The 14,062-nt window shown below is 60.9% G+C and carries 16 protein-coding genes; 9 read left to right on the forward strand and 7 right to left on the reverse strand.

Going from position 1 to position 14,062, the window contains the following annotated elements; genetic code table 11:
* The first annotated feature begins 441 nt into the window (after positions 1-441).
* From LOL23_RS18700 to LOL23_RS18715, 4 genes are all read left to right on the forward strand, one after another.
* Positions 442-780, forward strand: a complete 339-nt coding sequence (locus tag LOL23_RS18700) for a type II toxin-antitoxin system RelE/ParE family toxin (RefSeq protein ID WP_160982190.1) — start codon at positions 442-444, stop codon at positions 778-780.
* Positions 777-1,058: a helix-turn-helix domain-containing protein gene (locus tag LOL23_RS18705; protein WP_160982192.1), complete on the forward strand. Its 282-nt coding sequence runs from the start codon at positions 777-779 to the stop codon at positions 1,056-1,058. The genes LOL23_RS18700 and LOL23_RS18705 overlap by 4 nt, the downstream gene beginning before the upstream one ends.
* 492 nt (positions 1,059-1,550) lie before the next feature.
* A complete protein-coding gene (locus tag LOL23_RS18710; RefSeq protein WP_160982302.1) occupies positions 1,551-2,180 on the forward strand; it encodes a glutathione S-transferase family protein in 630 nt (209 codons plus the stop codon).
* A 10-nt stretch (positions 2,181-2,190) separates the two neighbouring features.
* Positions 2,191-2,637, forward strand: a complete 447-nt coding sequence (locus LOL23_RS18715; protein ID WP_160982194.1) for an SRPBCC family protein — start codon at positions 2,191-2,193, stop codon at positions 2,635-2,637.
* Here LOL23_RS18715 and LOL23_RS18720 read toward each other — a convergent pair.
* From LOL23_RS18720 to LOL23_RS18740, 5 genes are all read right to left on the reverse strand, one after another.
* Complete coding sequence (locus tag LOL23_RS18720; protein ID WP_160982196.1) at positions 2,634-3,896, reverse strand: alpha-hydroxy acid oxidase; 1,263 nt, start codon at positions 3,894-3,896, stop codon at positions 2,634-2,636. The two genes, LOL23_RS18715 and LOL23_RS18720, sit on opposite strands and share 4 nt — an antisense overlap.
* Positions 3,897-3,960: 64 nt before the next feature.
* Positions 3,961-4,962 carry a tripartite tricarboxylate transporter substrate binding protein gene (locus LOL23_RS18725; protein ID WP_160982198.1) on the reverse strand — a complete coding sequence of 334 codons (1,002 nt, stop codon included), beginning with the start codon at positions 4,960-4,962 and terminating at the stop codon, positions 3,961-3,963.
* A gap of 43 nt (positions 4,963-5,005) precedes the next feature.
* A complete protein-coding gene (locus tag LOL23_RS18730; RefSeq protein ID WP_237174121.1) occupies positions 5,006-6,025 on the reverse strand; it encodes a hydroxyacid dehydrogenase in 1,020 nt (339 codons plus the stop codon).
* Positions 6,022-6,696 (reverse strand): RraA family protein, encoded by a 675-nt coding sequence (locus LOL23_RS18735; protein ID WP_160982202.1) that lies wholly within the window; start codon positions 6,694-6,696, stop codon positions 6,022-6,024. The genes LOL23_RS18730 and LOL23_RS18735 overlap by 4 nt, the downstream gene beginning before the upstream one ends.
* A gap of 166 nt (positions 6,697-6,862) precedes the next feature.
* Complete coding sequence (locus LOL23_RS18740; protein WP_160982204.1) at positions 6,863-7,750, reverse strand: LysR substrate-binding domain-containing protein; 888 nt, start codon at positions 7,748-7,750, stop codon at positions 6,863-6,865.
* An 81-nt stretch (positions 7,751-7,831) separates the two neighbouring features.
* On the opposite strand from LOL23_RS18740, the gene LOL23_RS18745 reads away from it, so the two are divergent.
* From LOL23_RS18745 to LOL23_RS18755, 3 genes are all read left to right on the forward strand, one after another.
* Positions 7,832-8,290: a DUF3293 domain-containing protein gene (locus tag LOL23_RS18745; protein WP_160982206.1), complete on the forward strand. Its 459-nt coding sequence runs from the start codon at positions 7,832-7,834 to the stop codon at positions 8,288-8,290.
* Positions 8,291-8,511: 221 nt separating this feature from the next.
* On the forward strand, positions 8,512-9,573 hold the full coding sequence (bioB, locus tag LOL23_RS18750) for a biotin synthase BioB (RefSeq protein ID WP_160982208.1): 1,062 nt from the start codon (positions 8,512-8,514) through the stop codon (positions 9,571-9,573).
* The gene (locus tag LOL23_RS18755) at positions 9,570-10,421 is read left to right on the forward strand and encodes an EamA/RhaT family transporter (RefSeq protein WP_160982210.1); all 852 of its coding nucleotides are present in this window, start codon (positions 9,570-9,572) and stop codon (positions 10,419-10,421) included. Before bioB ends, LOL23_RS18755 begins: the two co-directional genes overlap by 4 nt.
* Here LOL23_RS18755 and LOL23_RS18760 read toward each other — a convergent pair.
* Both LOL23_RS18760 and LOL23_RS18765 read right to left on the reverse strand, forming a co-directional pair.
* Positions 10,311-11,729, reverse strand: coding sequence for an MFS transporter (locus LOL23_RS18760; protein ID WP_160982212.1), 1,419 nt, complete (start codon positions 11,727-11,729; stop codon positions 10,311-10,313). The two genes, LOL23_RS18755 and LOL23_RS18760, sit on opposite strands and share 111 nt — an antisense overlap.
* A 127-nt stretch (positions 11,730-11,856) precedes the next feature.
* On the reverse strand, positions 11,857-12,363 hold the full coding sequence (locus LOL23_RS18765) for a peroxiredoxin (protein WP_160982214.1): 507 nt from the start codon (positions 12,361-12,363) through the stop codon (positions 11,857-11,859).
* Positions 12,364-12,735: 372 nt separating this feature from the next.
* Here LOL23_RS18765 and moaC point away from each other — a divergent pair, with 372 nt between their 5' ends.
* Complete coding sequence (gene moaC / locus LOL23_RS18770) at positions 12,736-13,281, forward strand: cyclic pyranopterin monophosphate synthase MoaC (RefSeq protein ID WP_160982216.1); 546 nt, start codon at positions 12,736-12,738, stop codon at positions 13,279-13,281.
* Positions 13,282-13,998 (forward strand): prepilin peptidase, encoded by a 717-nt coding sequence (locus LOL23_RS18775; protein WP_160982218.1) that lies wholly within the window; start codon positions 13,282-13,284, stop codon positions 13,996-13,998. It begins immediately after the preceding gene.
* Positions 13,999-14,062: the final 64 nt, after the last annotated feature.

Consider the following 14,062-nt stretch of genomic DNA (forward strand, 5'->3'; position numbering starts at 1 on the left):
TCGACAACTTGCAGCACCGGCTGAGGAACCTGTTTTACTTTAACCCAACAGCCTCCGCGATTTCCGGTTCGATTCACACTTGCTCGCGGCTCTGGCCTTCAATGAATCGCCTCATGGGGCACCTCGCTCAAAACAGGTGCTGCGATTTTAATTTTTGGGCTGCCGCCCGCAAAGCGTTTTCACACAGCCTCGGTCGAAAACGGCCGGTCGCTAGTGGCTGCTATGACTGCGGATTCAGCCGGGGAACGCAATACGTATTCCAGATGCACAAAGAACGACGTTTCTGCGCCTCCGTACATGCCTTCGAAACGTAGCGGCCTCTTTCGCAAGGGCTTCCCCTTAGAGAACGCTCCCTGCCTATCATTGAGCCAGCCGCCGCTACGACAGTAAAGAGATGGTATTGAGCTTTTCAAAACATACAAAATATTGTATAAATTAGGCATGCCGCTGTTCAAGCCTGTCGAGTTCCTCGGAACCTCACTTGATGATCTTCGCGCCTTCCCGCCCTCTGCCAAGCGCGAAGCGGGTTACCAGATCGATCAGGTGCAGAACGGTTTAGATCCGGATGACTGGAAGCCTATGAACACAGTGGGCCAAGGCGTCAGAGAAATCCGCGTTCGCGATAGTGCCGGTGCCTTCAGGGTTGTCTACGTCGCCAGGTTCGCCGATGCCGTCTATGTGATTCACTGCTTTCAGAAAAAGACGGAGAAAACCAGCAAGGCGGATATAGACTTGGCCTCGAAACGTTATCGGGACCTATTGCAGGAGCTGAGCAAATGAGCAAGCAACGATTTACCAGCGTCTGGGATGCCATCGAGGACACCACGGAAGAAGCTGAAAACATGAAACTTCGTTCAGTCCTCATGACAGCGCTGAAGCAGCACATTATTCACGTCAAGATGAGCCAGGCCGAAGCCGCCAAGCTTTTTGGCGTGACCCAGCCCCGCGTCTCTGACCTGATGCGTGGAAAAATCAATGTTTTTGGTCTTGATGCACTGGTCAATATGGCCGCTGCCGCTGGGCTGCACATTGAGATGCGTGTACTTGAACCTGCCTAGGGTTGGGCACCAGAGTTTCGAGTCAAGGACTTTGGAATAAAAGTTCGCAAAACCGCATGAAATCGACATGTTTTTAACGTTTTTTGGAATATGGTTTGGCTGGAAACCCGCATGAACATTGACCTCAATAATTGTCCTGTCACGCCGGGGGTAGCGGGTTCGAGCCCCGTCCGCTCCGCCAAATAATTCAGTAAAAAACGCTTACACCATGTAAGTGCGTTTTTTTGCTCGATGCCCCCTGTTATTGCTCACTGGCGTGACCTTGCCAGGCACTCGGTACGGTCGCCTTCGCACCCCATCCGCATGCGCTACACATCCCCGTTCGGGATCACGGGCTCTTGGTATAAACTTCAGAATCATCACAATATTCACTCAGGGCCACCGCACTGGCTGCGTAGGATGCTGGCAACTCAGCAACCCGCCCGAGTTCCCTGCCTCCGCAACCGCGTTCTTACACCGCAATCCGTTTGCAACCCGGAGGACTCTTCCATGATGAAACTATACGGATATGGCCCTACGCGCTCGCTGCGCGCGCTGTGGGCCCTCAAAGAACTCGACGCCGAATTCGAGTTCGTCCCTGTCAACCTCGCCGCCGGCGAGCATCTGCATCCCGACTTCCTGCGCCTGAATCCGGCCGCCAAGCTGCCCGTCCTCGTTGACGGCGATCTGGTGCTCACGGAGTCGGCCGCCATTGTCATGTATCTGGCCGAAAAATACGGCGACAAAGGGCTGGTTCCGGCCGACCCAAAAGAACGGGCGCTGGCGTATCGCTGGTCGCTGTTCGCGGTGACCGAACTGGAGCAGCCGCTGTGGCGGATCGCCCGCAATTCGTTCGTCTATCCAGAGGAGAAGCGCTTGCCGGCGGATATCCCGCATGCACAGGAAGATTTTCTGGCCATGGCGGCGGTGCTTGAACGCCATATGGAGGGGCGTGAATACATCGTCGGCGACGGCATCACCATCGCCGATTGCATCACAGCCTATCTACTGGACTGGGGCGAACGGATTGGCCTGCTCGAGAGCTTTCCGAATCTCAAGGCATACATGACCCGCATGTACGCGCGCCCCAATGCGCCGCAGCGGATTGCAGACGCGTTTGCCAGCATTCAATCCAGCACCTGAAGGAGAAACCATGGCAACCGGAACCGTTCACTTGCACCGCATCCTGCGTGCCCCGCCAGAGCGCGTCTATCGTGCCTTCCTGGAACCAGACGCCCTCGTGAAATGGATAGCGCCGTACGGCTATACCTGTCAGGTGCACCATATGGACGCCAAGGTAGGCGGCACATACAAAATGTCGTTCCGCAACTTCAGCACCGGCGCCAGCCACGCCTTCGGCGGCGAATACATCGAGCTGGTGCCGGGCGAGATAATCCGTTATTCAGACCAGTTCGAAAACCCTGATATGCCTGAACAAATGATCACCCGGGTTGCCTTGAAGCAGGTATCCTGCGGCACAGAAATCACTGTCGTGCAGGAAGGCATCCCCGAGGCGATACCGGCCGAAATGTGCTATTTAGGCTGGCAGGAATCACTATTGCAATTGGCCAGGCTGGTCGAGCCAGATATCCCAGGCTAAACAGCATCGCTATCCGCAACGGCCCAGCGCTCAAGTGTGCCGTCAGGCAGTGGCGCGGCGACCAGGGGCAAATACGGATGCCAGCAGTCCGATGCAGTCACCGCGCGCAGGCAGGCCGCATCCACATCGGTCAGCCGCGTCAGACCCAGCATCGCGGCATTGCGGCGCAACTCGAGAGCCAACAGGTCAATGGCGCGCAGAACACCAGCCTCGCCTCCCACCGCCGCCGCATAGCCGAAAGGCCGCCCCACGAAAACGAAGCGGGCGCCCAGCGCCAGCGCCTTAACCACGTCAGTGCCGCGCCGGATACCGCTGTCCATCATGACGGGTACACCCGGGCAAGCGCGCACGATTTCGGGCAACACCCGCAGCGGCGCCACAGCGCCGTCCAGTTGCCGACCGCCATGATTGGATACGATCACGCCATCAGCGCCCAGATCGACAGCCCTGCGCGCATCCAGCGCCGACAGTACACCCTTGATGATGAGCCTGCCGGGCCAAAGCGCCCGAATGCGTTCAAAGTAAGCCCAGTTCAGATGACCGCGATCAGAAAAGTCGCGCAGCACGTGACGCGACAAGATCGGCGCGCCGCGGCTTGCATAATTGTTCTCGAAATGCGGTATGCCGCTGCGACAGAGCGTGCGCACACAGGTGCCCAGCGTCCAGCGCGGATGCATGAGGGCATCGGCCAACAGCCTCAACGAGGGCCGCAGCGGCGTGGAAAACCCCGCTCTGACGTTGTTCTCGCGATTGGCGGCCACTGGCGTATCGACCGTGATGACCAGTTTCTCATAGCCAGCCGCACGTACACGCGCGATCAGCGCTTCGATCTGCGCCAGCGTACCCGGCAAATAGGCCTGGAACCACACATGGCGGCCCGCCGCCGCCACTTCCTCCAATCTGGTCAGGGACGACCCGCTCATGATCATGGGCACGTCCGCACGCCCCGCCGCGCTGGCTTGGGCCAGATCGCCCCGATAGGCTGTCAGCGCACCAAGCCCCATGGGCGCGATGCCGAAAGGCGCCGCATATGCTTCGTCCCACAGTTTGGCGCTGATATCAACACAGGACACATCGCGCATTACACGAGGCACAAACCCCAACTCCTGGAATACGGTACGGTTCTGATCACGCGATGTATTGGTTTCGACGCCGCCCGATACATAAGCAAACAATGCCCGCGGCAGATAACGCCGTGCAGCCTGCTCGAAATCATCCAGGCTCAACAGGCTATCCAGCCTCTTCTTGGAATACTGCATAGTTCTCCACCTACCGAGCGACGGGGCGCACTGCGGCGCGCCCCATTACCCTGCCGTCCAGGCTTTACTCCGACCAAGGGGAATCTTTCCAGACCTGGCGGAACTGCGCTTCACTAGCCATGAGCTCAACCCTGTACTCCTCAGGCCCAAGATAGCGCATGGGCACGAACATCTTGCGCGATTTTTCTCGGAATTCAGGATCGTTGGCCGCCTTTTTCACTGCGTCGACCAGCTTGACGCGCACGTCTTCAGGCAACCCCTTTGGCGCACCGATGCCTCGCAGCGACGACATAATGATGTCGTAGCCCTGCTCCTTGAATGTAGGCAAATCAGGGGCAACATCTGACCGCTCGTGGCTCATCACGCCCAACGGCCGCATCGGCGAGCCGCCATCCATATAGGCCTTCACTTCACCGATATTCATGGCGGCCAGGGTGATCTCGCCGCCTGTAATGGCTGTGCGCACTGGGCCGGCCCCCTTGTATGGCACATGCACCATCTCGACGCCAGCCGCCTTCTGGAAGGCCAGCATAGCCAGGTGGTCGTCAGACCCCTTGCCCGTGGTACCCACCGTCACCTCGCCCGGGTGTGCTTTGGCATACTTGGCCAACTCGCTCAGCGTCTTGAAATCATGCTTGCCGGTATTGATCGCGAAGCTATCCGGATCATCGATCAGATTGCCCAGCAGATCGAAGCCGGTCCAATGATACTGTGCCTTGCGTTCGATCGGAATCGTGAGCAGATTGGGCGTGTTCAAAAAACCGATCGTGTATCCATCTGGCTTGGCGCGGGCGATCTCTGCAAAGCCAATCTCACCGCCCGCGCCCGGCCGGTTCAGCACGACGATACGCGCGTTGTTGCCCAGATACTTCTCGATATAGGGCGCCAGCGCACGGGCCACCAAGTCAGTGCCTCCGCCGGGGCCATATGACACGACCATATTGATCGGATGCTCGGGGTAAGCGGCCTGAGCAGCGGGCATGGCCACCGCACTGATCATCATGGCTGAAGCGGCCAGTGCAAGCACCTTGCGTGGCATGCGGCACACAATAGAAAAGTTATGCATCGTTCAGTCTCCTCTGGTTTTAAATGATCCCGCTCGCATGACTTCAGGCTGCGAAGCCTGCCAGAAAGCGCGGGTAGATTTCCGGATTTACCATCCGGGCCGGGGCGGCACCCTCACAAATGTCGACGATCTGCCGAGCCGCCAATGCCGCAACGTTGCGCCGACCTTCATGGGTAACGCCGGCCGTGTGGTAGGTGGGCACCACATTGTCCAGCGTCAATAGGGGATGATCGGGCGGCGGCGGTTCGACAGACCAAACGTCCAGGCCGGCGCCTCCCAGATGACCCGCCAACAATGCTTGATAGAGATCCACCTCGTTGTGGATACCGCCCCGTGCCGTCGTCACAAAGTACGCACCGCGCTTCATTTGCTGGAAGCGCTTCGCGTTGAAAAGGCCGAGCGTTTCAGGGGTGCGCGGGCAATGCAGCGACACGATATCGCTGCGCGCCAGCAACTCCTCCAGCGACACAGGCGCTGCGCCTCGCGCCACAATCTCTTGCTGGTCTAGGTAAGGATCAGATGCCAGCACTTTCATGCCAAACGCTGCAGCCAGCCTGGCTGTGCGGGTACCGATATGCCCGATACCCACCAAACCCAGGGTTTTACCGCCGATCTCGTTGCCCATGAGGTCTTCGCGCGTGAAGGCGACGCCGTCCCTTCGCCTGAGTCGACGGGCCGACTCAGGAAGGCGGCGCGCAAGCGCAAGCATCAATGCCAGCGCATGCTCCGCCACCGATTGCGCATTCCCGCCCGCCTGATTCACCACCAAGATACCCGCCGCACTGCAGGCCCGGATGTCGACGGTGTCGTAGCCCGCCCCCGACGTGGATACGCATTTGAGTTTCGGGCAACGGCTGATCAGCTCGGCACTTATCAGCAAATGGGGAGGAACCTCATCGCGCGCCGCCGTAATGTGATAGATGTCGGCTTCGGACAGCAATGCCCAATTGCGCTCCATATCGCCGTCACACGCCAATACGTCCAGCGTCACATCCGCCGACGCCGCAAGAATCTCGTCGAAACACGGCGCTGTCCACACATCCAGCCGCACAACCCGAATCATGCAATCACCTCGCAGTTCAAGCGCGTGAGCGTCTGATCGATCCAGGCCGTATCGAGGCGATCAGCGTCGATATCGGCGAGCATGCCCTGCTCAAGCAGATGCTTGGCGTGCGCTGCTTCATACACCTCGGCCACCTCATCAATAGGCACGCACAGCAGGCCATCCTCGTCACCCAGCATCAGGTCGCCGGGCTGGACGATCATGCCGTTCAGGCTGATCGGCACGTTGATCTCGCCCGGCCCATCTTTGTATGGCCCGCGATGCGTGACCCCTCCCGCGTAGACTGGGAAGTCGTGCTTGCCTATCGTTCCCGCATCCCGTATAGCGCCGTGGATGACGATACCGGCCAGCCCTCGGCGCTGCGCGGTGGCGGTCATGATCTCACCGATAATGGCATTGCTCAGGTCGCCACCCGCATCCACCACGAGCACATCGCCAGGCGCCGCCATGGATAACGCCTTATGCACCATCAGGTTGTCCCCGGGGCGCGTCCTCACAGTGAACGCTGGCCCAGCTAACACACCGCCAGCGTGCATAGGACGCAGATTAGCGCCGCCGCCGCTCATGCGCGCCATCACATCGCTCACATTCGCCACCGGGATATGCCTGAACCTTTCAACCCATGCCGCATCCACACGACGCGTGAGCGAAAAAATGCGAAAACCTATCATTGCCTCCTGTCCTCCAATAAGCTGGTCGTCGAGGCCCGGGCCGCCGCGCAGCGCGTCGCGCGGCACCGATTTCGGATCGGACCTTCAGAACGTCATTGAACAGACAGGAATTCTAGAGATGCAGGCGTTGCCAAATGCGCAATTTTTCTGCGTTTTTAACGCAAACTTATTGCGAACCCCGCCCCTCGAACACATGTACGGCATGATCCAACAACGCCTGTACCAAGGCCAATCGGGGGCCTTGTTTGTTCCAGATCATGCCGATGCGGCGGATAGGCGTCCGCTCGGGCAGCGGCACCTTGATCATCGAGCGCGCACGATAAGCGATGGAGAATGAGTCTGGCACCAGCGACACGCCTACGCCTCGCTCCACCAGGGCCACAATTGTTAACAGGCTGTCGATCTCCAGGCGCTGACGCGGAAACAGATTATTGTCTTTCAGGTATCTGTCCACCAATTGGCCGCTGAATGCCTTGCGGTGGTAGCGAATGAAAGGCTCTTCGCTCAGCAGCGCATGCGCATCGCGCCCTTCCATGCCAAGCGGTGCAATCACAGTAAGCGGCTCCTCCTGCAAAGTATGCCAGCCGCAATTCTTGTGCAGGGTAAAGGGCGGCTCGATCACCAGTGCCACGTCGAGCTGCCCGCGGTGTACCCGGCTGCATAGTTCCGCCGATGGGTCATAATCGATGAGAATGGATAGGTCAGGCTGCAGCCGCAGGCAGAACTCCTCGAGCAAGGCCGGCAGGTGTGTTGTCAGCCCCGAGAAGAACACGCCCAACCTCAGTTCCCCAGCGTGCGCACCGCTGGCAGCAATCGCCTGCATGTCCCGCGCATCCTGAAGCAATGCCTGCGCCCGGCTGTAAATCCGCAGCCCAGCCTCGGTGGGGCTGACGGTGTGGCCAGAACGCTGGATCAGCCCCGCACCCACCTCGTTCTCGAGGCTCCTGATGCGAGCCGCCACCGCCCCCGGCGTGATATGCAGCCGGCGCGCAGCCTCAGCCAACGAGCGGCATTCAATGACTCGAACAAAGCTTTCCAGATACTCGGTATTCATACTATGTACGAACGCTCCACCACCGCCAATATGGTCGATACTAACGCAGATAGATCAACTCACGCGGCCGAACCTCAAAGCATGCCCCTGTCCCCCCTCACGTCGATCTCTCCGGACCAACAACTGGCCTACCAGCAGGCGCGTTACGTTATTGAGGCGCCTGCTGGTACGCTGACACTCCGGGTGGGCGCCCACAGCAACGAACTGGCTGCGCTGATGCACACGCTGGGCATCCACAGCATTGCCATACTTACCGCATGGAATCCGGGCGCGCAGCCGCTCGCCAGCCAGGCCCAAAACCGGCGCGCCCAGCGGGCGCTGGAAGCCGATGCCGGGCGAATGGGGCTGCATGTACTGCGCGGGCGCAACCTGGCAGAACATGCAGACACGCACGCAGAACCCACGCTGATCCTGCTCAATGCCAGCCGCGCGGGCGGCAACTGGCTGGCATATCGCTACCAGCAGTTGGCATGGGTATATGCGGGCGCGGATGCCATACCCGAACTGATCTGGACGCCGCTTCAGGGTCGAAGCGCCTGAGCCATTACACGCCACATCGAACACAAGGCGATACATTTAGTTTCACCTTCGCATAGCAAGGAAATTGCCCGGAATTGCTGCGCCGGGAATACCAGAAAACGCCTTTAAATGAACTTTTAAGGTTTTTTAATAAAACTTAGCGTCAATTTGGCCGCAGTTTGCGCTTGCCGATTCTCGGGCCCATTTCTAATATAGGCGCCATCGTCTCGGAGGCATCGGCAATGCAAACCACACAAATCAAACGCGGCACCCCTTCGGCTGGCCAGGGCGGCCAGGCCATCAACGGCGCCCAACGCTGGACGCCTGAAGACATTGTGGCGCTCTATGAACTGCCCTTCATGGACTTGGTGCATCGCGCGCAGATCGTGCATCGCGAGCATCATGAACCAAACACCGTCCAGCTCTCCAGCTTGCTATCCATCAAGACGGGGGCCTGTCCCGAAGACTGCGCCTATTGCCCGCAATCCTCACGCTACGACACAGAAGTGAAGAAGGAAGCTCTGCTGCCAGTCGAAGAAGTCCTGGAAGCAGCGCGCAAGGCCAAGGCCAGCGGCGCGCAGCGCTTCTGCATGGGCGCGGCCTGGCGCTCGCCCACCGCGCGCCAGGTGGACGCTGTCGCCGAGCTCGTCTCGGCGGTCAAAGCCATGGGGCTCGAAACCTGCGTCACGCTGGGCATGCTCAAGGATGGCCAAGCGCAGCAGTTGCGCGACGCCGGCCTGGATTACTACAACCACAATCTCGACACATCGCCCGAGTTCTACGGCAGCATTATTACCACTCGCAGCTACAAGGATCGCCTTGACACCCTGCAACGCGTGCGCGACGCGGGCATAAACGTCTGCGCCGGCGGCATTGTCGGTATGGGAGAAACGCGCGAAGATCGCGCAGGGCTGATCGCCCAACTGGCCAACCTCGGGCCCTACCCCGATTCCGTACCCATCAACAACCTGGTCAAGGTGCCCGGCACCCCACTGGCCGGCAAACCCGACATCGACCCCTTCGAATTCGTACGCACGATCGCCGTGGCCCGGATCACCATGCCCCGCACCGTCGTACGCCTGTCGGCCGGCCGCGAGCAGATGGACGACGCACTGCAGGCGCTGTGCTTCATGGCCGGCGCCAACTCGATTTTCTATGGCGACCAACTGCTGACCACCGCCAATCCCCAGGTGGAAAAAGACCGCGCACTGTTCGAACGCCTGGGGCTGTCACCCGCCCAGGGCGCGCCATCCGCGCATTACGCCGTCACCAACGCTGACGCGCAGCCTGTCTCCGCACCATGATCATCCTGCTTCTCAGCATTACCTGCAGCGTTGCCGTTTCGGTCCTGCTCAAGGTTGCGCGCAAGCGCGACCTTGCCATTGACCAGGCAATCGCCGTCAATTACGTGGTCGCGGCCACGCTATGCCTGGCCATTCTGCGCCCGCATCCGTCCTCCCTACTTGCACCCGAAACGCCGTGGTGGGTGCTGGGCGCGCTGGGCATCCTGCTGCCTACCCTCTTTCTGGCCATGGCCGGCGCGGTGCGGCACGCTGGTATTGTGCTGAGCGATGCGGCACAACGCCTTTCATTATTCATCCCCTTGCTGGCATCATTCGTCATCTTCGGCGAAGCCGCCTCGATGCAGAAGCTGGCCGGTATCGCGCTGGCGCTCGCTGCCCTGGCCTGCCTGCTGTCGCGCCCGCGCGATAGCACGGCCGGCCAGTCGGGTCGCATGCTGACCGCTGGCCTATTGCTTGCGGTCTGGGTAGGCTACGGCACGATAGACATCCTGTTCAAGCAGTTGGCTAAGGCGGGTGCCAATTTTTCCAGCAGCCTGTTCGTCGCCTTTGTGCTCGCAGGCATCATCATCTTTGGCTATCTGGTGGCGCGCCGGGCAGCCTGGGCGCGGCGCAATGTGGTGGCGGGCGTACTGCTGGGCCTGCTGAACTTCGGCAATATCTACTTCTATATTCGCGCGCACCAGACTTTCCCCGACAACCCCACGCTGGTGTTCTCAGCCATGAATATCGGCGTGATTTCAGCCGGCACCCTGGTCGGCGCGGGGTTTTTCCGTGAGCGGCTCACCCTGCTCAATATCGCCGGCATTGCCCTCGCCATCGGCGCCATTGTTGCACTCATCCCCCGCTGAGGGTGTTGCGGCGCGCACCCCAGCGGCTGGCGCGCCGCCCTCTTCCTGCGGCGTTACAAACGACACGTCAGACGCAACATCCACGCGCGGATCCAGGTTGGCAACCACGTTGGAACTCTGCAGGCTGTCGGACATTGGCACGAAATGCGTGGGGGCATCCTGGCTCAGGTTCGCCCCCGTCACCTTCCTTGGGCGCACGAACAATACCAGCACCAGCGAGCAGGCAGACAGGAAAACAAAGTACATCGACGTACCCAGAAGCCGCATCATCAAGCCTGCGATCAGCGGCCCTACACAGGCGCCCACGCCGTACACCATATACAGAATGGCACTAAGGCCAACACGTCGATCAGGATCAACGTTGTCGTTGGCAAAGGCGGCGCCCAGCGGGTACAGCGTGAACTGCAGCGCCCCCATTACGCACGAGAACACGACCAGTGCCCAATACGGAAACTGCCACCACCCCCACAAGGGCACCACGGCCAGCATCAGTACGACAGCATTCACGCGTATCATGCCTGCACGATTCAGGCGGTCGGCCAACCAGCCCAGCGGCCACTGCGCAAGCAAGCCCGCCGCCACGCTCGCAGCCAGGAATACAGCCACTTGACTGTTATCCAGCCCTTGCCGCAACGCGTATACAGGCGCCAGCCCATAGAACGCACCAGTGAGCACCCCTGCAACGAACAGCACCAGCAGCGAGAGCGGCACGCGCGCAACGTAATAACGCGCATGGATAGGCGCAGGCACTTGCAGCGCGGGGTGCAGCCGGCGCGTCAGGGCGACAGGGATCAGGCATAGCGCCGACACCATCGCCGCGAAAATCAGCGGCTGATAATTGAGCTCGGGAAACAGCGTCAGTGACAGCTGTCCCAGTACGGTGCCGCAACTCGAACACACCATGTAGAACGCAAACACGCGCCCTCGTTGTGCGTTTTCCGTCTGCTCGTTGAGCCAGCTTTCCAGCACCACGAACTGCGTCACCATTGCAATCCCGGCCAGAAAACGGAAACCCAGCCAGATCCAGAGGTTGTCCACCAGCGCCAGCACAAGCACAGTCACGGTGACGACAGCGGCCATGGCCGAATACGCACGGATGTGGCCCACCCGCATAATCACCTTGTGGCCAATACGCGCCCCGAACACCAGGCCCAGGTAATACACCGCAATCAGCCCGCCCACCCATAGCTCGGAAACATTAGCCGCCGTGAGCCGCAGGCTCATATAGGTATTGAACAGCCCCGAACCCACCAACAACAACAGCGTTGCCAGGTACAGAGAAAAAAAAGCGGCAATTGCTTGCACCATGACAGCGGCAAACCTCAATCAGCGGAATCGGAAAGCATGGCGGCTTGCCGCCACAAGGCGCCGGCCGGGTGCCCTGCCCTGCCGCCATGCGGGACAAGACAGGACGCCCGGCCGAAAATGTGCCGCCTCAACCAAGCTGCGACAGCATCGTGCCCGCGTCGCTGACTTCGAACTTGCCGCCTTGCTCAACATTCAGCTGCTTGACGACGCCATCATCCAGCAGTGCGGAGTAGCGCTGCGAACGCACGCCCATGCCGCGCGCGGTAAGGTCGAGCTCCAGCCCAAGCGCACGGGTCCAGGCGGCGCTGCCGTCGGCCATCATGCGCACACGGCCGTTTACCCCCTGGTCGCGCCCCCACGCCCCCATAACGAACGGGTCGTTGACAGCAACGCACCAGATTTCATCAACGCCGCTGGCCTTGAGCTTGTCTGCTGCCTCGATATAGCCGGGCAGGTGCTTCTGCGAGCAGGTGGGGGTATATGCGCCCGGCACGGCGAACACGGCGATTTTCTTGCCTTTTACCAGGTCGGCCACCTGGAAATTATTGGGCCCCACGGCGCAGCCGCCTGTTTCAACGTCAAAGAATTCGCTGAGTGTGCCGTCGGGAACGCGGTCGCCAATCTTGATGGTCATAATTACTCCGGTAGCTAAGCTTGGAAAGCATCGGGCGGATCCCGATGCGCTAAAAAACAGGCCCATCCGCAGCAGCGCTTGGGCGCTACGCATCAGGCATACCCGGGAGGTCGCGGCACACCGCAGCCGCACCGCCAACCGCCCGGCACCTGTAATCATACGACGCACGCGCAGGCCCTGCAGGCGGAGTGTCGTCCCGGACACGCCGCCGAAGACACAACAGACGATACGCGCGCCGATCCGCCACACTGCGACCGCCAGCACCCCGCATTGCGTATATCATAGGCGCCATCGGTGGCCGCGATGCCGCGCCGCCCGCCATCACCATCCACAAAACTCCGCCGCGTAAGGCACCCGCCCGCGCCTCTGCAAATGACTAAACGCAATCACCCCGCTGCGCCTGCCACTAGCGCCACACCTGACGAAACGCCGCGCCTGACGCATCTGGACGAAACCGGCAAAGCCACCATGGTCGATGTCGGCCACAAAGCGTCCACCCAACGCACCGCTATTGCCCAGGGCCGCGTGCGCCTGGGCCCACAGGCCTTCGCACTGCTGTCGGCCGGCAACAACGCCAAAGGCGAAGTGCTGGGCACCGCACGCATCGCCGGCGTGCTGGCCGCCAAGCGTTGTGCCGAACTCATCCCGCTGTGCCACAGCCTGCCGCTCAGTTTCGTGGGCATAGACTTCGACACCGACCCGGATGCTCGCACCATCACCGTGATCGCCACCTGCCGTACAGACTACAAGACAGGGGTCGAAATGGAAGCAATGACCGCCTGCAGCGTCGCCGCGCTCACTATCTACGACATGTGCAAGGCGGCCGATAAAGGCATCGTCATCGAGCAGGTTCGGCTATGCTACAAGTCCGGCGGCAAGAGCGGCGAATGGCATGCCGCGCCCGAAACAGCTGGCTGAATGCCCCACGTGCTCGCAGCCGGCGGCCTGGGGATGGCGCTGGGGTTGGCCAGTGGCGGCCTGGCCGCTCACTACACACATGCCATCGCCGGCGGCCAGCATCCTGATGCCGCCACCTTGCTGCATGCGCTCGCACGCGCCGGCCGGCGCGTGCCCGGCGCGGGTGGCAGCCATCTAGCGGGTGCCGCCGTACTGGCGATTGCCTGCATGGCAGCGTGGCTGGCATATGGCTGGTCGCCCCGCTTTGGCATAGTCACCACCATGGCATTCCTGCTTTGCTGCCTGGCGCTGATCGACGCTCGTACAGGGTTGCTGCCAGACGCCCTCAACATACCCCTGTTGCTACTTGGCCTGGCGGCGGCACCCGCCATCGGGCTTGTGGCCAACACCGCCGCAGCGCTGCTTGGCGCCCTGGCGGGCTACCTGATGCCGTGGCTGCTTGCCCGTGCTTACCAGGCCATGCGCGGCACCGAAGGTATGGGGAGGGGAGACTTCAAGCTGGCTGCAGCGCTGGGTGCATGGTGCGGCCTTGCCGCTCTGCCCACCGTGCTATTGCTTGCAAGCATCGGGGGGGTCGCCTTCGCGATGGTGCATCAGCGTACGCTGCGCCCATGCGGTGCCTACCCCTTTGGGCCTTTCCTGGCGGCTGCCGGCCTGATTGTCCTGCTGGCGCCGGAAGCAGGCATAGTAAGCGCTGCTCTGGACTCGACGCACTAGCATCCGCTCCATTACCCAAGGCCGCCATCGACCGCGCGGCCGCCCGCCCTCGCCTTTCGCGGGG

It is taken from the genome of Paracandidimonas lactea (assembly GCF_021653995.1).
GTDB classification, from domain to species: Bacteria; Pseudomonadota; Gammaproteobacteria; order Burkholderiales; family Burkholderiaceae_B; genus Allopusillimonas; species Allopusillimonas lactea.